17 protein-coding genes are annotated in these 17265 nt (G+C 64.0%); 9 read left to right on the forward strand and 8 right to left on the reverse strand.

Annotated elements, in window-relative coordinates:
• Window positions 1-61 precede the first annotated feature (61 nt).
• Together P8Q88_RS13585 and nadA are read left to right on the forward strand one after the other, a co-directional pair.
• The gene (locus P8Q88_RS13585; RefSeq protein ID WP_278324366.1) at window positions 62-838 is read left to right on the forward strand and encodes a hypothetical protein; all 777 of its coding nucleotides are present in this window, start codon (window positions 62-64) and stop codon (window positions 836-838) included.
• 66 nt (window positions 839-904) lie between these two features.
• Window positions 905-1891, forward strand: coding sequence for a quinolinate synthase NadA (nadA, locus tag P8Q88_RS13590; protein ID WP_278324367.1), 987 nt, complete (start codon window positions 905-907; stop codon window positions 1889-1891).
• A 10-nt stretch (window positions 1892-1901) separates the two neighbouring features.
• On the opposite strand, the gene P8Q88_RS13595 is transcribed toward nadA, so the two are convergent.
• Both P8Q88_RS13595 and P8Q88_RS13600 read right to left on the reverse strand, forming a co-directional pair.
• On the reverse strand, window positions 1902-2726 hold the full coding sequence (locus P8Q88_RS13595) for a Brp/Blh family beta-carotene 15,15'-dioxygenase (RefSeq protein WP_278324368.1): 825 nt from the start codon (window positions 2724-2726) through the stop codon (window positions 1902-1904).
• The gene (locus P8Q88_RS13600) at window positions 2726-3592 is read right to left on the reverse strand and encodes a bacteriorhodopsin (RefSeq protein WP_278324369.1); all 867 of its coding nucleotides are present in this window, start codon (window positions 3590-3592) and stop codon (window positions 2726-2728) included. The genes P8Q88_RS13595 and P8Q88_RS13600 overlap by 1 nt, the downstream gene beginning before the upstream one ends.
• 161 nt (window positions 3593-3753) lie before the next feature.
• On the opposite strand from P8Q88_RS13600, the gene P8Q88_RS13605 reads away from it, so the two are divergent.
• A complete protein-coding gene (locus P8Q88_RS13605; RefSeq protein ID WP_278324370.1) occupies window positions 3754-5064 on the forward strand; it encodes a DUF2254 family protein in 1311 nt (436 codons plus the stop codon).
• Entirely contained in the window at window positions 5064-6374 is a 1311-nt protein-coding gene (locus tag P8Q88_RS13610) for a DUF2254 domain-containing protein (protein WP_278324371.1), read from the forward strand. Before P8Q88_RS13605 ends, P8Q88_RS13610 begins: the two co-directional genes overlap by 1 nt.
• A gap of 7 nt (window positions 6375-6381) precedes the next feature.
• Here P8Q88_RS13610 and P8Q88_RS13615 read toward each other — a convergent pair whose 3' ends face one another.
• A complete protein-coding gene (locus tag P8Q88_RS13615) occupies window positions 6382-7290 on the reverse strand; it encodes a DMT family transporter (RefSeq protein ID WP_278324372.1) in 909 nt (302 codons plus the stop codon).
• 53 nt (window positions 7291-7343) lie between these two features.
• On the opposite strand from P8Q88_RS13615, the gene P8Q88_RS13620 reads away from it, so the two are divergent.
• Window positions 7344-8450 (forward strand): alkene reductase, encoded by a 1107-nt coding sequence (locus P8Q88_RS13620; protein WP_278324373.1) that lies wholly within the window; start codon window positions 7344-7346, stop codon window positions 8448-8450.
• 8 nt (window positions 8451-8458) lie between these two features.
• Here P8Q88_RS13620 and P8Q88_RS13625 read toward each other — a convergent pair whose 3' ends face one another.
• Window positions 8459-8794, reverse strand: a complete 336-nt coding sequence (locus P8Q88_RS13625) for a hypothetical protein (RefSeq protein ID WP_278324374.1) — start codon at window positions 8792-8794, stop codon at window positions 8459-8461.
• Complete coding sequence (lipB, locus tag P8Q88_RS13630) at window positions 8791-9462, reverse strand: lipoyl(octanoyl) transferase LipB (protein ID WP_278324375.1); 672 nt, start codon at window positions 9460-9462, stop codon at window positions 8791-8793. The genes P8Q88_RS13625 and lipB overlap by 4 nt, the downstream gene beginning before the upstream one ends.
• Before the next feature lie 56 nt (window positions 9463-9518).
• Between lipB and P8Q88_RS13635 the strand changes: the two genes are divergently transcribed.
• Entirely contained in the window at window positions 9519-10352 is an 834-nt protein-coding gene (locus P8Q88_RS13635; protein WP_278324376.1) for a hypothetical protein, read from the forward strand.
• On the opposite strand, the gene P8Q88_RS13640 is transcribed toward P8Q88_RS13635, so the two are convergent.
• Window positions 10353-10961, reverse strand: a complete 609-nt coding sequence (locus tag P8Q88_RS13640; protein ID WP_278324377.1) for a class I SAM-dependent methyltransferase — start codon at window positions 10959-10961, stop codon at window positions 10353-10355.
• Between the two features lie 125 nt (window positions 10962-11086).
• Here P8Q88_RS13640 and P8Q88_RS13645 point away from each other — a divergent pair, with 125 nt between their 5' ends.
• Window positions 11087-12451, forward strand: a complete 1365-nt coding sequence (locus P8Q88_RS13645) for an MFS transporter (protein ID WP_278324378.1) — start codon at window positions 11087-11089, stop codon at window positions 12449-12451.
• On the opposite strand, the gene arsC is transcribed toward P8Q88_RS13645, so the two are convergent.
• Window positions 12448-12792, reverse strand: coding sequence for an arsenate reductase (glutaredoxin) (gene arsC, locus P8Q88_RS13650; protein ID WP_278324379.1), 345 nt, complete (start codon window positions 12790-12792; stop codon window positions 12448-12450). The genes P8Q88_RS13645 and arsC overlap by 4 nt on opposite strands.
• Window positions 12793-13076: 284 nt before the next feature.
• On the opposite strand from arsC, the gene P8Q88_RS13655 reads away from it, so the two are divergent.
• Window positions 13077-15182, forward strand: a complete 2106-nt coding sequence (locus tag P8Q88_RS13655) for a TonB-dependent receptor (protein WP_278324380.1) — start codon at window positions 13077-13079, stop codon at window positions 15180-15182.
• Here the strand turns inward: P8Q88_RS13655 and P8Q88_RS13660 are convergent.
• Window positions 15179-15730 carry a (2Fe-2S)-binding protein gene (locus P8Q88_RS13660; protein WP_278324381.1) on the reverse strand — a complete coding sequence of 184 codons (552 nt, stop codon included), beginning with the start codon at window positions 15728-15730 and terminating at the stop codon, window positions 15179-15181. The genes P8Q88_RS13655 and P8Q88_RS13660 overlap by 4 nt on opposite strands.
• 129 nt (window positions 15731-15859) lie before the next feature.
• Between P8Q88_RS13660 and P8Q88_RS13665 the strand changes: the two genes are divergently transcribed.
• Window positions 15860-17197 (forward strand): MATE family efflux transporter, encoded by a 1338-nt coding sequence (locus P8Q88_RS13665; RefSeq protein WP_278324382.1) that lies wholly within the window; start codon window positions 15860-15862, stop codon window positions 17195-17197.
• Window positions 17198-17265 lie beyond the last annotated feature (68 nt).

Genomic DNA, 17265 nt, shown 5'->3' on the forward strand with positions numbered 1-17265 from the left:
CCGCGATAAGCTTCGACGATAAAAATAGGTCGCTTGGCTCACGAGGGGGAGGTCCGGCACCATGGCAACATCGGCAGCACAGTCGCGTTCGATCGAGCGTGGCAACACGCGCTTCTTCACCATCATGGCCTTCGTCATGTCGGCCATCATCGTGGCGGGCTTCAGCCTCAATATCGCAATGGGCCGGTCCAGCTTCGCCGTGCCGCTGGCCTATCACATTCATGCCGTGGTCTTCATGGCGTGGATCGGCATCTACCTCGCCCAGCACGTCACCGCCTCAGCGGGAAACTGGTCGCTGCACGCCGCTTTCGGAAAAATCGCTTGGGCCTGGGTGCCGCTGATGATGGTGTTCGGGACGGCGGTGATGATCGTGGTCGCGCGGCGTACCGGCGGGCCGTTCTTCTTCCATGTCAGCGAGTTTTTGTGGAGCAACATCATGACGCTGTGGTGCTTCGGCGGGCTCGCCTTCTGGGCGCTGGCCCGCCGGCGCTACACCGGCTGGCATCGCCGGTTGATGCTGTGCGCCATGGCGATCCTGACCGGGCCGGGCCTCGGTCGGCTGCTCCCGCTGCCGTTGATGATCCCCAATGCGTGGACGATTACCGTCGCCGCGACGATGGTTTTCCCGGTCATCGGCATGATAGCCGACAAGCGCGCGACGGGCCGTGTGCATTCCGCATATTGGTGGGGCCTCGGTATATATGTCGCCGTGTTCCTGCTGTCGCTGGCGCTCGCCTACAGCCCCTTCGGCATGGGCGTGGCCCAGCAGCTGATCGCCGGAACGCCCGGCGCAGAACGGCCGATGGAAGCATTCCTGCCGCCCGGCTTCACAATGTAGGAACGCCCTCGCCTTCCCGTCCGTTCGCTTTATAAGCGACCTCAAACGCAGCAGACGGGATCCGACATGACCGCCCAGACCGACCTACCGACCGGCGAGGACCTGCTCGTCGCTATCGATCGTCTCCGCAAGGAGAAGAACGCGATCATCCTCGCGCATTATTACCAGACCGCCGATATCCAGGACATCGCGGATTTCGTCGGTGACAGTTTGGAGCTCAGCCGCAAGGCCGCCGAAACCGATGCGGACGTCATCGTATTCTGCGGCGTGAAGTTCATGGCCGACACGGCGAAGATTCTCAGCCCGGAAAAGATCGTCGTCCTGCCCGACATGGATGCCGGCTGCAGCCTCGAAGACAGCTGCCCGCCGGAAAAGTTCAAGGCCTTCCGCGAGGCGCATCCCGACCATATCGCGCTGACCTACATCAACTGCTCGACCGAGGTGAAGGCACTGAGCGACGTGATCGTCACCAGCTCCAGCGCAGAAACGATTATCAGCCAGATACCCGAAGACCAGAAGATCATCTTCGGCCCCGACCGGCACCTTGGCGGCTACATGAGCCGCAAGTTCAATCGCGAGATGTTGCTATGGCCGGGCGTGTGCATCGTGCACGAGGCCTTCAGCGAGACCGAGCTGCTCAAGCTCAAAGCGCAGCACCCCGACGCCCCCGTCGCCGCGCATCCCGAATGCCCGCCGACGATCATCGACCACGCGGATTACGTCGGCTCGACCAGCGGCATCCTGCAATTCGCCAAGACTTTCGAAGGCGACACGCTGATCGTCGCGACAGAGCCGCACATCATCCACCAGATGGAAAAGGCGCTGCCGGAGAAGACCTTCATCGGCGCGCCCGGCGCGGACGGCAACTGCAGCTGCAATATCTGCCCTTACATGGCATTGAACACCATGGAGAAGATGTACGCCTGCCTGCGCGATCTCGAACCGCGTATCGAGATCGAGGAGGGGCTGCGCCTGAAGGCCAAGCAAAGCCTCGATCGCATGCTTGAAATGGCCAGCGGCACTATCGGCAAGGGTGATCTGGGCAAGGTCTGACGATTATGCCCTAGTGCTCCAGCCGCTCCGTGAGCATGTGCGGCGTCGCCATGCCGAAAGCGAGCGCGACGGCGAGCTCCAGCGCCAGCCATCCCTGCCATACAGCCATGCCGATGGCCGCCGCGCCCAGCGTCGCAATGATGGTCGGTGCAGCCACGGCTCGCACGACGCGGTCTACGCCATAGGCAGCAATCTGTCGGCGCTGGATCGGAAGGGCATGCATGACGAGGAAGATCAGCCCCACGGCGAGCACAGGGTGAAACGCCGCGCAAGCCAGCGCCGCAGCCGCCGATGATAGGGCGCCTCGCTTGCGTCCGGCGACCGCCACGGCCGCAAGGAACAGCCCGATCGCACCTGCGATCTGCAAGCCACCCATCAGAAGGTCCGGAGGGGCGCGACCCAATATGGCCGCGAACACCGCAGAGGTCTCGTTCGCGCGCAGCAAGGCGCTGCCGCCGATCGCCAGCACCGCGATGGCGAGATTGACCAGCTGGCTCATTCCGCTTTCACTGCGCGCGAAATGCCAGGCCGACAGGGACAGGAACAGCGCCAGTCCCGCGACCGGTGCAGCCAGGAACATGGCCGCAATGGCAAGCCCGGTCGCCACATACGCCAGAATGAGCAGCGGGGAATAGCCGCGCATGGCGCCACCGTTTTCGTCTCCCGCGCCATGCCCGAGGCCCGCCACGAACATCGCAAGTCCCACCCAGATTGGCGTCGCCTCTCCCGCAACATGGGCAACGGCGGCAAAGGCGAACAATGCCGCCGAAAGCCAAGGGGCCCCGGCATCAAGCCGAGGCCCCTCGTGCGATCCGAAGATCGGCCGGGTCGTCATCAGTCGCCGCGGACGGAGGCGGCCTGCGAACCCACCGGCGTGGTCGAAAGCGCCTCGGCAGACGGCATGTAGCCTTCCAGCGCACTGCGGCGCAGCACGTAACGCGACAGGATCACCCCGTAGATCAGCTTCGAGGAGATATCCGCGATGCTGTAGAGCAGCTGGCGTACCACCACGACATCACCGGTAAAGCCGAGCTGCGGCAGGGCGTAGGCGATGGGATAAAGACCCCAGGTCGCGAGGAAATACCACCAGATGTTCTTCGGCCACGCCTTGAGTTCGGCGGGGCTGTTGGCGATGCCGGCGGTAATCACGCCGCGCACCTCGATGATCAGCCAGACGAAGAAGGCAGTGGAGATGATGCCCCACAGATTCAGGCGCGACCAATCGCCGGTTTCGCCGAACTGGCCGTAGAGGCCGGTCCAGATCATCAGCAGCGCCGGGATCGCCATGCGCAGCGCGCGCTTGTGCAGATCCGGCCGGGACAGGGCGAAAGCGATGGGCAATTGCGTCAGCAGCAGCGGGACGGTGATCGTCCAGTTGCCGTAACGATAGGCGTTGGTGAAGGTCTCACCCTCGGTCAGCGGGACATACTGACCGCCGACGAACTGGTAGACGTCCTGCCAGGCCGTGAATTCGCGGAACAGGCTGAGCCCCGCACTGGCCATTACGACCGCCGACAGGATCGGCACGATGCGATAACGTGGTGCAAGCTGCATCGACGTCATGAGAAAATAGAGAATAAAGGCGAAATGCGCGCCATAGCTGACCATCAGGATCAGCGAACCAGTCGTGTATTGCCCAGCTGTCAGGGTGACCAGGTTCTCGATATTGTTGACGGCATTGGATGGATTAGGAACAAGCATAAGAATTCCCTTTAAAAGGGTAGCCTGCCGGTAAGCCGGTAGCGACCGCACACATGCTCGAACCACGCTCTGCCGTGCGCAAGCATGGCAACGAAATGAGGTGCTGGTCGTTATGTTCCCGATCCAGCATGGATCGAGGTCATGTCCTGAAAGGCATCTGCTTGCTCCGACCCGCCCGTATCTCCGGCTTTCTCGGCTGGATCTTTCATCGCCTTTTCGCCAGCTACTGGATGCTGGCCGTGCTGGCGGTAATCGCGGCCTTTCCCTGGCACTTTGCGGTTCTCTGGCTCGACCGGGCAATCGTGTCCGACTGGCTGCTGCGCCACGATCTGGTGCCGGTCGCGACAGCCGATACGGCGAAGGATTTTCTCGGCATCGCAGCCGGGATCAATGCGGCCTTCATCACTCTCTATTTTTCCATCACGCTGATCGTTCTCAGCATGGCGGCAGGCAATCTGGGCGTGCGGCTGATCGACCGCTGGGTGGAACGCGGGCTGGTGCGGGTCAGCCTTGCCGGCCTGTCGTTTTCTCTCGTGTGCTCTCTCCTCGCCATGCTCTCGGTCGATGCCGAAGCTGCGCTGGAGGACACGCCCCTGCTGCTGGTCATCGTGGTCACGCTGCTGCAGGCTATCAATGTGGCGATGCTGTCGGTCTCGCTGCACAGCCTGGCGCGGACCATGTTCGTCGACACCTCCATCGACCGGCTGGCAAATGATGCCGACAATCGCAGCCTCGATCTGAAGGGCGGCCAGCCGGCGGACGAAGACTACCAGCACCAGCTCCGCGCCCCGCGCGAAGGCTATATCGAGGATGTCGATATCGCGAAGCTGCGTGCGCTATTCGGCGACACGAAGCACCGGATCGTGGTCCACGGCGCGCCGGGCCAGCATGTCGTGGACGGCCAGACGCTGGTGGAAAGCGATACCCCTTTCGATGAGAAACAGATGGCGCGCGCCATTCCCATCGGTCCTTACCGCTCGGACAATCAGGGCGTGGTGTTCCGCATCCGCTTGCTGGTGGAAATCGCCGCGCGTGCCCTGTCACCGGCGGTGAACGATTTCTATACGGCGCTGACCTGTGCGGACAAACTGGCGACGATCATGGAAGGCCAGACGGCGACCTATATTCCCGAAGGCGAAGTCCCGGTGCTGGTCGAGGCCGAGTGGCTCGTCCTCACCGGACAGGATTTTCGCGGGTTGTTCGAAGATCCGCTGAATGCATTCCGCCAGGCTGCCTGCGCCTATCCATCGGTGGCGATCCGCATGATCGGAAACTATGGCCGCATCGCATCGCGCCGCTATCACAACGGCGCGCCCGAAGGCATGGTGGTCCTGCTCGATCGCCTTGCGCGCGAATTGCGCGACCATGCCTGTCAATCAGCGGGCTTCGACCGGGATCGCGAGGATATCCGTGCCGCCTACGACGCGGCGTTCGGCGAAGAATTGCAACAGATCGCAAGGGACGAACCCTAATGGCGGAGATCCGTTTTTTCTGGTCGAGGCTGAATGCCAACTACTGGTTCTATCCGGCCCTGTTCTGCATCGGTGCGGCTGCACTCGCCTTTACGATGGTGGCGATCGACCGTGCCGGTTTCGCCGAATTCCTGAACGATGTGTCATGGATTGTCCCGGCACGGCCGCAGGGCGCGGCCGATATGCTCACCGTCATGGCAGGAAGCATGATCGGGGTGGCCTCCACCGTGTTCTCCATCACCATCGCCGCGGTCGCCTATGCCAGCGGGAATTACGGACCGCGGTTGCTGACCAACTTCATGGAGGATCGCGGCAACCAGCTGAGCCTCGCCACGTTTATCGGCAGCTTCGTCTATGCCCTGATCGTGCTGCGTGCCGTGCGCGCCGAAGACGAAACCGCCACCGGCGCGGAATCGGTGGCAACGGCCCTGCCCGGCTTCGCCCCGCAATTGTCTCTGCTGGTGGCCTATGGGCTGATGGGCCTCTGCGTGGCCGTGCTCGTATTCTTCCTCAATCACGTTCCCTCCAGCATCCGTATCAACAAGGTCCTGCAGGGCATCGGCGCACGACTGCTCGACGGGATCCGCGACACTTATCCGGTGGAAGACGAGTTCGGAGACGCCCGGCAACCAGAGGGCGGCAAGCCGATGACCGCATGGAAGACGGGTTACGTCCAGCTGATCGATTTCGAGGACCTCGTGGAGATTGCGCGCAAGCACGATTGCACGATCTCGCTCGATGTCCGCACCGGCGATTTCGTGCACCGGGACATGGTGTTGCTCAAGATCGATGGTTGCGACCCCGAAGACCTGATCGACAAGGTGCGCGGCTGTTTCACGCTGGGCGCGACGCGCACGCCCGATCAGGACCTGCAATTCCTGATCGATGAGCTGGTGGAGATCGGAATGCGCGCGCTGTCGCCGGGGATCAACGACCCGTTCACGGCCGTAACGGCGCTGCACTGGCTGGGCGCCGCGACCGCCGAAATCGGCCGCCGCGACCTGCGCAAGAACATCTGCGGTTCGGAAGAGGATGAATGCCCCGTCATCCCCGTGCCGGACGATTGGGACCACTATGTGAAGCGCGGCTTCGGTTCGATCCGCAGCGCCGTGGCAAGCTCGCCCATCGCTGCCGAGGTCATGCTCGATACGCTGGCGCATGCGGCGGTGCCGATCCGCGACGAAACCCGTCAGCAATCGCTGAAGGACGAAGCGGAAAAGCTGGCCGAGCAGGCGCGGGTGCTGATGGTCGGCCCCGACCTTTCCCGGTTCGAGGACCACCTGAGGAAATTCAACCAGAACTTCTGGTAGACGCGCCCTATGCCGCGCGGCCGATCTTGCGAGGCGTCTTCGCCAGCACCAGCGCCGTGCCCACCAGCAGCATGCCCGCGATGTCGAGCGGCACCAGCCTTTCGCCGAAGACGAACCACCCGACGATGCCGGCGATGGCAGGCTGGGTCAGCAGGGCCAGTCCGATGACGAGCGCTGGAAAATGCCGCAGCGAGAAAACCAGCAGGCCCTGCCCGATAATCTGGCTCGACAGCGCGAGCAGGAGGACCGGCGTCCAGCCGGCCGTGCCCGGGAGGACCGGCTCGCCCGCCAGCACGGCCATGCCCAGCAGCAGCGGCGATGCCGCCAGGCTGACGAGCGTGAGGACCGCCCACGGGTCGAGCGTCGTGCGCGCGGCCTGTGCGGGCAGGAGATAGAAGGCATAGCAGATGCCCGCCGCAAGGCAGAACAGGTCGCCGACGAAGGTCGCCGTCGAGATGTCGAGACTGCGGCCCAGCAGGATTGCCGCGCCCGCCAGTGCCGTAAGCACCCCGCCCGCCTCGCGCAGGGATGGTGCCCGACGCAGCGCAATCAGGCCCCACGCCATCAGGATTATGCTGCCCGAATTGCCGAACAGCACTGCATTGGCGAGCCGGGTGCGTTCGATGCCGACATGCCAGCTGGCAAGGTCGAAAGCGAAGAAGGTACCCGCCGTCAGGCACAGCGCCACGACCCGCCAGTCGAGCGCCACACCCTTGCGGGCGCGCCAGGCGAGGAAAGCGAGCAGTGGCAGGGGCAGCAGTAGGCGCCAGAAGGCTGCCGATACAGGCCCGGTATCCGCCAGCCTGACCAGCCAGGGGCCGAGCGCCAGCGCGGCATTGCCGAGAATCAGGCCGGCGAAGTGCCACGCCGTGGCCTGATAGCCATTCTTGCCGTCCGCCGCGGTTGCGCCATCCATCCTCGCGCCCTAGCTCAATGGCCAACCCGCGCCAGCAAAAAGGAAGCTGCCCAATGCACGAAACCCTGTTCCAGCCGCTGACCTTCGGGGCCCTCGAAGCGAAAAATCGTGTTTTCATGGCCCCGCTCACGCGCGGGCGGTCGAGCCAGCCGGGCTCCGTCCCCAACGAGATGATGGCGACCTATTACCGCCAGCGAGCCGGCGCGGGGCTGATCATTTCGGAAGCGACCGGCATCAGTGTCGAAGGGCTCGGCTGGCCCGCCGCGCCCGGCATCTGGAGCGAGGAGCAGGTCGAAGGCTGGAAACTGGTCACCGATGCAGTGCACGCCGAGGGCGGACTGATCGTCCTGCAATTGTGGCACATGGGGCGGCTGGTGCATCCGCTGTTCCTCGCCGGCGAGCCCCCGGTCTCGGCCAGCGCGACGACCGCGCCCGGCCATGCGCACACGTTCGAGGGGCGCAAGGATTACGAACAGGCGCGCGAAGCCAGCGTCGAGGATATCGCGCGGATCGTCGAGGATTATCGTCACGCCGCCGAAAACGCGAAGAAAGCGGGCTTCGACGGCGTCCAGCTGCATGGCGCGAATGGCTATCTGGTCGACCAGTTCCTGCGCGACAGCACCAATCTGCGGCAGGACGACTATGGCGGAAGCGCGCAGAATCGCGCGCGCTTCCTGAAGGAGGTCCTTACCGCCCTGGTCGACGTTTGGGGCGCCGAGCGCGTCGGCGTCCGCCTGTCGCCCAATGGCGAAACCCAGGGCTGCGACGACAGCGATCCCGCGACGACCTTCGGCGAGGCGGCCAGGGTCTGCGAGGAGCTGGGCCTTGCTTTCGTCGAGCTGCGCGAACCCGGTCCGGACGGAACGTTCGGCGCCACCGAAGTGCCCAAGCAAAGCCCTGTCATCCGCCAGATCTATTCAGGCGCGCTCGTACTCAACAGCGACTATTCGCCCGAACAGGCGGTTGCCGACATCGACGCCGGCCGCGCCGACGCGGTAAGCTGGGGTCGCGACTACATCTCCAACCCCGATCTGGCAGAGCGTTTCCGACTCGGCGCGGAGATCGCCCCCAATACGGACGTGCCGCGCAGCTGGTACGGCGAAGGACCGAAGGGCTATATCGACTACCCCGCCCTGACAGAGGCGGAAGCGGCGGAATAGGCAGCGGCCTATTCCGCTTCGGCGCCTTCGGCTTCGGCGTCTCCGGCTTCGCGAGGGCTTTGCGCTGCGGCGGCACCGTCCTCTGCTGATTCCGCTTCGCTGGCTTCGGCAGTAGCCCCGGCATCGTCGCCGCCATCGGCACTCCCGGTGTCGTCTGCGCCGCGCAGGGGCGGGGATTGCGATTGCAACTGGTCGAGCGGGATCATGTCGTCGCTGATCGTTCCGCCCAGAACCTCGCCCCGGGCACCGCGATCATCGCCTTGCCCGGCCGGCTCTGCGGTTTCATCGCCGCAGGCGACGAGAGCGAAGGCGAGCGGGACGGCAAGTGTCAGGGAACGGATCATGGCAGCTTGCAGGCCTTTCCATCGAGAGCGGCGAGAAAATCCTCGAACCGGTCATGCAATGCCGCATCGAAGCGTTCGGGCGCAAGGTCGATTCCCAACCGCTTCAGGCTGGTGACCCCGAATTCGTCGATCCCGCAGGGCACGATGCCGGTAAAATGCGACAGGTCGGGTGCGAGATTGACGGAAAAGCCGTGCATCGTGACCCAACGCCGGACGCGTACGCCGATCGCGCCGATCTTGGCTTCCCGCCCGTCGACATCCCGCGTCCAGATGCCGATCCGCCCCTCGGCACGCCAGCATTCGACCCCGATGTCGCCAAGGGTGGCGATGACCCACCCCTCCAGCGAATGGACGAAGCACCGCACATCGCGCCCGCGCTCCTTCAGGTCGAGCAGCACGTAGCCGATCCTCTGGCCGGGGCCGTGATAGGTGTAGCGCCCGCCCCTGCCGGCCTCGACCACCTCGAACCGGGGGTCGAGCAGTTCGGCGCCGTCCGCGCTGGTCCCGGCGGTATAGACGGGTGGATGGTCGAGCAGCCAGACCATCTCCGGCGCGCTGCCTTCCGCAATGGCGCGGTTGCGCGCGTCCATTTGCTCAAGGGCCTCGCGGTAAGGGATAGCGCCCTTTTCCGCGCGCCATTCGACAGTGGTGGAGGATTGGCTCGACATCGGCGATTGCGTGGCGATAGTGGGCAGGCTTATCAAGAGGCGATGAAAGGCAATCCATGAAATTCGATCTCGACATCGCCTGGCGCGACGCCGTGCGCCTAATGCGCGACAATAGCGGGATACTGTCGGCCATCGCCGGCATTTTTGTTTTCCTGCCTTATGCGCTCGTCCTCGTCCTCCTGCCCGCCATCGCCTCGCGGCCCGAATTGCCGGAAGGCGCCAGCTTTGAAATGGCAATGGAGGCGATGAACGCCTTCTATGCCAAGACCTGGTGGCTGTTCGTCCTGGTCGGCGCCATCGTAACCGTGGGCCAGCTGTCGATGCTCGCCCTGCTGGGTCGCCGGGCCAGTCCGACCGTGGGCGAGGCGATTTCCATCGGCGGCAAGGCGATCCTGCCCGCCTGGCTCGCGCTGATCCTGCAATCGCTGGGCATAAATTTCATCGTTTTGCTGATCGTCTCGATTGCGAGCCTTACCGGCCTGGGCGCGCTGGCCGTCGTCGCGACGGCATTCGCCTTTGGCCTGGCGCTCTACCTCTTCGTCCGGCTCTCGCTGGTCCTGCCGATCGTCGCCGTGGACGCCGAGACCAATCCGATCCGCGCGCTGACCGGATCCTGGGCGCTGACGAAGGGCCAGGGGGGCCGGCTGACGGCCTTCTATCTCCTGCTCGCGGCGGGAGCCATCGTCACGCTGATGGTCGCATTGCTCGTCACCGGCCTGGTGCTGTCGCTGGGCGGACCGACGGTGGCGGAGATCGGCAATTCGATCGTCACCGCTGCCTCGGTCACGCTGCTGGTCGTGCTCGCGACGAGCGTGCTGGCCGCGGTCCATCGCCAGTTCAGGCGGCTCGAACGGTCGGCGCCCAGCGTGCCCCCGACCGCCGATCCCTGATCAGCCGCGCGGTTCCTTCCAGCCCCAGAACAGCTGGCAGGGCAGCACATTCAGCGGCTCGAAATCGCTTTCGATCCGTTCGAAATGCGGGGCCATGAAATTGCGCGCCTTCGCTGAGAACTGGTAAACGAGAAAGGCGCCGCCCGTGCGGATGATGCGATAGGTCGCCTCCGCGATGGCCGGGCCCACCCCTTCGGGAAGCGTCGAGAACGGAAGGCCTGACAGGACGTAATCCGCACGATCGGCACCATGCGCGCGCACGATCGCCTCGACATCTGCTGCCGAGCCCAGCACCGCGTGAAAGCGAGGATCGGTGAAATGCTTGTCGAGATAGTCGATATAGAGCGGGTTCGTGTCGATCACGATCAGCTTGCCGTCGCGCGGAAGGCGATCGAGCACCGGCTGGCAGAATGTGCCGACCCCGGGGCCGTATTCGACGAACACCTTGCATTCGTCCCAACGCACCCGGCTCAGCATCCTGGCGATCGTGAAGCGCGAGGACGGGATGATCGAGCCGACCATACGCGGATGTTCGATGAAGCCGCGGAAAAACACGCCCCATTGACCGAATAGACGCGCGGCTCGGCGCTTGAGCGACGGGCGATCCATCACGGCTACACTTTGTTCGGAAGGCAAACAGGAACCTCGTGGGCGACCAACAAACAGGGGTTATGCTCTGGCAGCGCCTTGTTTCCATTGCAAGCACCGGGCGTGCGGCCTAGCCAAGGTTTTTCATGGCCGACATCAATCCAGCCAAGTCAGTCGCCCCTGCGAAACCGGCTATGCCGCGCACCATTTCGCGCGAGCGCATGGCCTTGCTGTTCACCGTGATGCTGGTCACGGCTGCGGGCAATACCGCCATGCAATCGGTCATGCCGTCGATCGGCACGGCGCTGAAGATCGACGACGTGTGGATCAGCCTTGCTTATAGCTGGTCGGCCTTGCTGTGGGTGATGTGCGCGCCATTCTGGGCCGAACGGTCGGACCGGCGGGGGCGCAAGGCGATGATGGCGTTGGGGCTCGGCGGCTTTATCGCCAGCTTCGCCCTGTGCGGCGCGATGCTGTGGCTGGGCCTGTCGGGCTATCTGACCGCCTTCTGGGCCCTGCTGCTTTTCGCGCTCGCCCGTAGCCTTTACGGTGGATTCGGCAGTGCCGCACCGCCCGCGGTGCAGGCCTATGTCGCCGCCCGGACGCCTCGCTCGGAACGCACGCAGGCGCTGTCGCTGATCGCCTCCAGTTTCGGGCTCGGCACGGTGATCGGGCCGGCCCTCGCCCCATTGATGGTCCTGCCTTGGGTCGGGCTGACGGGGCCCTTCCTGATCTTCTCGCTCATCGGGATTGCGGCCTTGGTCGCGTTGCGCCTGCGCCTGCCGAATGACGAGCCGCAGTTCCCCGCGCGCGGCACGGCGTATGATGCGCCCTATTCGGGCAGCCCGACGTCGGAAGTCTCCCGCGAGACGGATGAAGAGGAGGACGACGGCGAAGTGCCGGTGGAGCCGCATAAGCTGCGCTGGTTCGAAACGCGGCTGCGCCCGTGGGTCATCGCCGGCCTGCTGGGCGGCCACGCGCAGGCGATGGTGCTCGGTATTTCGGGCTTTCTCGTGCTCGACCGCCTCGGCCTGCGGGATACTCCGTCGGAAGGCACCGGGCCGGTCGGGCTGGTATTGATGAGCGGCGCCATCGCGACCCTGCTTGCACAGTGGGGCCTCATCCCGCGGTTCAATCTTGGCCCGCGTGCTGCAACGCTTTCGGGCATAGCCGTCGCGGCCTGCGGGGTCGCCTTCCTTGGCGTAGCCAGCGATCTGCACTCCATCGCGCTATCCTATGCCATCGCTTCGCTCGGCTTCGGCCTGTTCCGGCCGGGCACGACCGCCGGCACGTCGCTGGCCGTCACGCGTGCCGAGCAGGGGCAAGCCTCCGGCGTCACCGCCTCGGTTGCCGGGGCGAGCTTCATCTATGCCCCGGCGCTGGGCGTGTGGCTGTATGGTCACTCGGACTGGCTAGGCTTCGGACTGATCGTGGCGCTTTGCGCTGTGGTCTTCGTCCACGGCTGGTTCAAGCTCCAGCGCGACAGCCTGCTGACGACGGACCGCCGTTAGAGGATTTCCAGCACCACGTCCTGCGGGCGGCACAGGCGCGCGCCCTTGTCGGTCTCGACCAGCGGGCGTTCGATCAGGATCGGGTCGGCCGCCATCGCTTCCAGGATTGCAGCGTCGCCCGCGTCGGGCAGGCCACGCTCCGCGGCGTCGGTACCGCGCATGCGCAGCCCCTGCGCAGGCGTGATTCCCGCGTCGCGATAGAGCTGGGCCAGCTTTTCCGTGGTGGGTGGATCCTCCAGATATTCCACGACCGTCAGCTCGACCTCCGACAGGTTCTCCAGAATGGCGAGCGTCTTGCGCGAGGTGCCGCATTTCGGATTGTGCCAGATTGTCGCTTTCATCGCGTGATCTCCCATGTGCGCGTGCCGTATTCATATGCGCATGCCGTATTCATGCGCGTGCCGTTTTCATATGCGCGTGCCCCGTATGTACGCGCGTGTCCCGTCCTTGTGCGCGTGCCCGTTCGGATGCGCATGCCGCATTAAGCGAGGGCGGCGATCAGTGAAAGCGATGCTTGCAAATTTTTCACTCGTGGATGCGCAGATTGCCCTTGCGAATGCGAATGGTTCTCAATAGCACGCCGCAATCAGAAATGAGAATCATTCGCAATATTAGAAAGACCGGAATGTACTTTGCCAACATGCGTGCCGCGCTTCTTTTCGGCACCGCCTTCGCCGCGCTTCCCACAACCGCGCTCGCCGACGAGGCTCAGCCCGAGCGCGACTATCTGCCTGGCGACATCGTCGTCACCGGGAAATCCGATGGTTACGGCAATGATGACGGCTTCACCGCCGTAAAGACTCCGACCCCGCTGATCGATGTGCCGCAGGCCGTGACAGCGATCACCCGCGACCAGATCGACGATCAGAATGCGACATCGCTCAACGAGGCACTGCGTTTCGTGCCCGGGGTCAGCCTCGAGACCGGCGAAGGCCACCGCGACGAAGTGTTCATTCGCGGGCAGGAAACGACCGCCGACTTCTTCCTCGACGGTCTGCGTGACGATGCGCAATATTATCGCCCGCTCTACAATGTCGAACGGGTCGAGGTCCTGAAGGGCGCCAATGCGCTGATATTCGGACGCGGTGCCGGCGGGGGCGCAATCAACCGGGTCAGCAAGAAAGCAAGGCTCGGCGAGACTCTGACCGCCGGCGCTGCCAGCGTGGACAATTGGGGCGCCTTTACCCTGGCCACCGATCTTGCCGCGCCGGTCGGTAACAGTGTGGCCTTGCGGCTCAACGCGACGTACGAAGAGTTCGACAATCATCGCGATGTCTTCGAAGGCCGCTTCATCGGGATCAGCCCCACCGCGACCGTCGCGCTCGGCGAGGTAACCGATCTCGTCCTGAGCTACACCTATGACGACGATCAGCGCGTGGTCGATCGCGGTGTACCCGCGTTTCTGGGCCGCCCGCTGACCGGCTACGACGAAACGTTCTTCGGCGATCAAGACTACAATTATTCCGATGTCGAAGCGCACATCGCGCGCGCGCGCCTCGACCACGACTTCGGCGGTGGGCTCACCGCGAATGCCGCGCTGCAATACGCGCATTACGACAAGTTCTACTCCAATATCGTCCCCTCCGGGGCGTCGGACGCGGATGGCGATGGTGTGGCGGATACGGCCAGCCTCAGCGGCTATGAAGCCGGCACTATTCGCGAGAATCTTATCGGCCAGGCAAACCTCGTTTGGACGGGGGACACGGGCGGCATCGGCCATACGCTGCTGATCGGCACGGAATTCTCGCGGCAGGACACCGATGCCGATCGCGACCGCACATTGTTCGACGGTGAGCGCTCCTACACGACCGACCTTGCCGAAACGATCTTCGTGCCACCTTTCACGTTCGAGTTTCAGCGGGCCTCTACTTCCGAGCTATCGACCCTGTCGTTCTACATCCAGGACCAGATCGACGTTGCCGATTGGCTGCAGCTGATCATCGGCGCGCGCTATGACGAATTCGATCTCGAAAGCTACGATATCGGCAATGACTTCTTGGGCACCCGCAAGGACGACCGGATCAGCCCGCGGCTGGGTGTCATCGTCAAGCCACAGGACAATCTGTCGCTCTATGCAAGCTACTCGGAAAGTTTCCTTCCGGCATCGGGCGACCAGTTCACCGTGCTCAGCAGCACTTCGATCAACCTCGAACCGGAAACGTTCGAGACGCTGGAAGCGGGGATCAAATATGCGCCGCGTGAGGATCTTCTGGTCACGGCCGCCATGTTCCGTCTGGATCGCAAGGACACGCCGTTTACCGAGCCGGTGAGCAATGTCGTGCTGCAAACCGGCGCGACACGTGTGCAAGGCTTTGAGGCAAGCCTCGCCGGATCGATCACCGAGCAGCTACACGTCAACCTGGGCTACACATACCTCGACGGCGAGATTCGGTCGCAGACAAATGATGGCGGCATCGGAACCGAATTGCAGCAACTGCCAGAACACCAGATCGGTGCCTGGGGACGGTACGACTTCACGGACAATCTTGGCGCGGGTCTTGGCCTCGTCCACCAGTCGAGCCAGTTCGCAAGCTTCAGCAACGATGTCGTGCTGCCCGCTTACACGAGAGTGGATGCGGCGCTGTTCTATACGGTCAACGACCGGATGAGCGTGCAGCTCAATATCGAGAATTTGCTCGACGAGGATTACTATCCCAGCGCGCATGGCGACAACAACATCCAGCCGGGCAAGCCACTGACGGCGAAGCTGGGCGTGCGGTTCGAGCTCTAGTCGCTTTCCTCGCCAGGGATGCCGAGCGCGGGTACCTCGCGCGCGGCATCCGCAGCAGAAATCCCCGGGACGGGCGCGGCGCTGATGCGCTCCTGCCGGCGCGCCACGCGCCCGGCACGCTCGATGGCGCGCGCGAGCCGGGGGTAGACACCGCAGCGACACAGGTTCGGTATTGCCGCCTTGATTTCCGCCTCGCTGGGAGAGGCGGTCTTCTCCAGAAGTGCACTGGCGGCCATGACGATGCCCGGCGTGCAAAAACCGCACTGGATCGCCTGTTCGGCAACCATTGCCTGCTGGACCGGATGCGTTCGGTCACGGCTCAGGCCTTCGATAGTGGTGATGAATCGCCCCTCGGCCTCGGCGATTGTGATGAGACAGGATCGCAGTGCTTCGCCATCCACCTGCACCATGCAGGCCCCGCAATCGCCCACGCCGCATCCGTATTTCGTACCGGTCAGATTCGCCGCATCGCGCAGGGCCCACAACAGGGGCGTTTCCGGATCCATAAGAAAACGCACCGGGCGGCCATTGACTGTCATACTGGTCATCACACGCGCCTTATCCCGTCTCCTGTGCCTAGGCAAAGCGCGATCATGCACGCAACGCGGGCAGACCAGCCGCCCGGCTGAATTCTTTCGCTAGGCAAGCACCCCTCCGCCCGCTAGGCGCTGGCGGCAATGAGCGAGACGGCCAAACTCACGCGCGGCGGCATTCTCGGCCATCTCGTCACGCAAACCGCCCCGATGGTCATCGGAGTGGCGGCGATCATGTCGGTTGGCCTGATCGATGCGTATTTCATCGGCCAGCTGGGCGCCAGGGAGCTGGCAGCGGTCAGCTTCATCTTTCCGATCACCATCGCACTCTCCAGCCTCGGCGTAGGGGTGATGGTAGGCATTAATTCCGTCATCGCACGCGCGCTCGGTGCCGGAGACGTGGACCGGGCCGAGCGAAGGGCGAATTTCGGTGCGATATTCGCGCTCGCAATCGGACTGGCGATGGGGCTGATCCTCTACCTCCTGCTCGATCCGCTGTTTCGGCTGATGCAGGCATCGGACGATCTGCTGCCGCTTATTCGCGAATACATGCGCCCTTATGCGCTGGGCCTGCCAGTCCTGCTGTTGCAGATGGGGCTGAACGGCGTGCTGCGCGGCCAGGGTGAGGCCCGCAAGACGAGCTACGTCTCGGTGACCTATTCGGCCGCGAACTGGGTGCTCGATCCTATCCTCATCACCGGGGCATTCGGTTTCGGCGGTTTTGGTATCGCGGGCGCGGCCTATGCGACCATCGCCGGTTTCTTCATCGCAATTCTTGTTGCGCTCTATCTCATCAAGGGAGCGCAACTGCCGATCAATCCGGCCACGATCCGCCGGTGCAACATCGGGGAATCGAGCAAGGCCATCCTTTCGGTCGCCGGCCCCGCCGCATTCTCCAACGCCATCAATCCGATCGGCCTGTCGGTGCTGACGGCTCTCCTCGCCAGCCAGGGCGAAGCTGCGGTCGCAGGCTTCGGCGCGGCCGGCCGCCTGCAAAGCTTTGCGACTGTCCCGCTGCTCGCCTTGTCGGGATCCATCGGCGCGATCGTGGGACAGAATTGGGGCGCGGGCCAGCCGGAGCGCTCGAGGCAGGCGATGCGCTGGTCGGCGATCTTCTGCGTTGCATACGGCCTCGCCACCGCGGTCTTGCTGTATTTCACCGGCGACTGGTTCGCGGGCTTCTTCACCGAAGACCCGCAGGTGGTCGAGGAATTCTCGCGCTATCTCGCCATCGCGGTCTGGGGGTATGCCGGGTTCGGCCTGCTCATTGTCGCGAACGGGGCGATGAACGCCATCGACCGTGCGGGGGTCGCCTTGGGCCAGAGCGCGGCGCGCGTATTTCTCGTCATGCTACCCTTCGGCTGGTTGCTGCGCGGGAGCTGGGGGTCCGATGCCATCTATGCGGCGGAGCTTGCGGCCAATCTCGCCGGCGGCCTGCTGGCTGTCGCGCTCGCATTCAAATTCCTTCGCGAACGCGGCTGACTCATCGGCGCATCGCGCCAAACCAAGTGTTAACCATCATGCGGCATAGCTGCCCCGGATCGGATTAG

It is taken from the genome of Qipengyuania marincola (genome assembly GCF_029688625.1).
GTDB lineage: Bacteria > Pseudomonadota > Alphaproteobacteria > Sphingomonadales > Sphingomonadaceae > Qipengyuania.

What these genes read in the sequence shown, in the direction of transcription:
- P8Q88_RS13585 (WP_278324366.1), top strand. Translation starts at nt 62, where the DNA reads ATGGCAACATCGGCAGCACAGTCGCGTTCGATCGAGCGTGGCAACACG.
- P8Q88_RS13635 (WP_278324376.1), top strand. Translation starts at nt 9,519, where the DNA reads ATGAAATTCGATCTCGACATCGCCTGGCGCGACGCCGTGCGCCTAATG.
- arsC (WP_278324379.1), bottom strand. Translation starts at nt 12,792, where the DNA reads ATGAAAGCGACAATCTGGCACAATCCGAAATGCGGCACCTCGCGCAAG.
- P8Q88_RS13645 (WP_278324378.1), top strand. Translation starts at nt 11,087, where the DNA reads ATGGCCGACATCAATCCAGCCAAGTCAGTCGCCCCTGCGAAACCGGCT.
- P8Q88_RS13625 (WP_278324374.1), bottom strand. Translation starts at nt 8,794, where the DNA reads ATGATCCGTTCCCTGACACTTGCCGTCCCGCTCGCCTTCGCTCTCGTC.
- P8Q88_RS13620 (WP_278324373.1), top strand. Translation starts at nt 7,344, where the DNA reads ATGCACGAAACCCTGTTCCAGCCGCTGACCTTCGGGGCCCTCGAAGCG.
- P8Q88_RS13655 (WP_278324380.1), top strand. Translation starts at nt 13,077, where the DNA reads ATGTACTTTGCCAACATGCGTGCCGCGCTTCTTTTCGGCACCGCCTTC.
- P8Q88_RS13600 (WP_278324369.1), bottom strand. Translation starts at nt 3,592, where the DNA reads ATGCTTGTTCCTAATCCATCCAATGCCGTCAACAATATCGAGAACCTG.
- P8Q88_RS13610 (WP_278324371.1), top strand. Translation starts at nt 5,064, where the DNA reads ATGGCGGAGATCCGTTTTTTCTGGTCGAGGCTGAATGCCAACTACTGG.
- lipB (WP_278324375.1), bottom strand. Translation starts at nt 9,462, where the DNA reads ATGTCGAGCCAATCCTCCACCACTGTCGAATGGCGCGCGGAAAAGGGC.
- P8Q88_RS13595 (WP_278324368.1), bottom strand. Translation starts at nt 2,726, where the DNA reads ATGACGACCCGGCCGATCTTCGGATCGCACGAGGGGCCTCGGCTTGAT.
- P8Q88_RS13615 (WP_278324372.1), bottom strand. Translation starts at nt 7,290, where the DNA reads ATGGATGGCGCAACCGCGGCGGACGGCAAGAATGGCTATCAGGCCACG.
- nadA (WP_278324367.1), top strand. Translation starts at nt 905, where the DNA reads ATGACCGCCCAGACCGACCTACCGACCGGCGAGGACCTGCTCGTCGCT.
- P8Q88_RS13660 (WP_278324381.1), bottom strand. Translation starts at nt 15,730, where the DNA reads ATGACCAGTATGACAGTCAATGGCCGCCCGGTGCGTTTTCTTATGGAT.
- P8Q88_RS13665 (WP_278324382.1), top strand. Translation starts at nt 15,860, where the DNA reads ATGAGCGAGACGGCCAAACTCACGCGCGGCGGCATTCTCGGCCATCTC.
- P8Q88_RS13640 (WP_278324377.1), bottom strand. Translation starts at nt 10,961, where the DNA reads ATGGATCGCCCGTCGCTCAAGCGCCGAGCCGCGCGTCTATTCGGTCAA.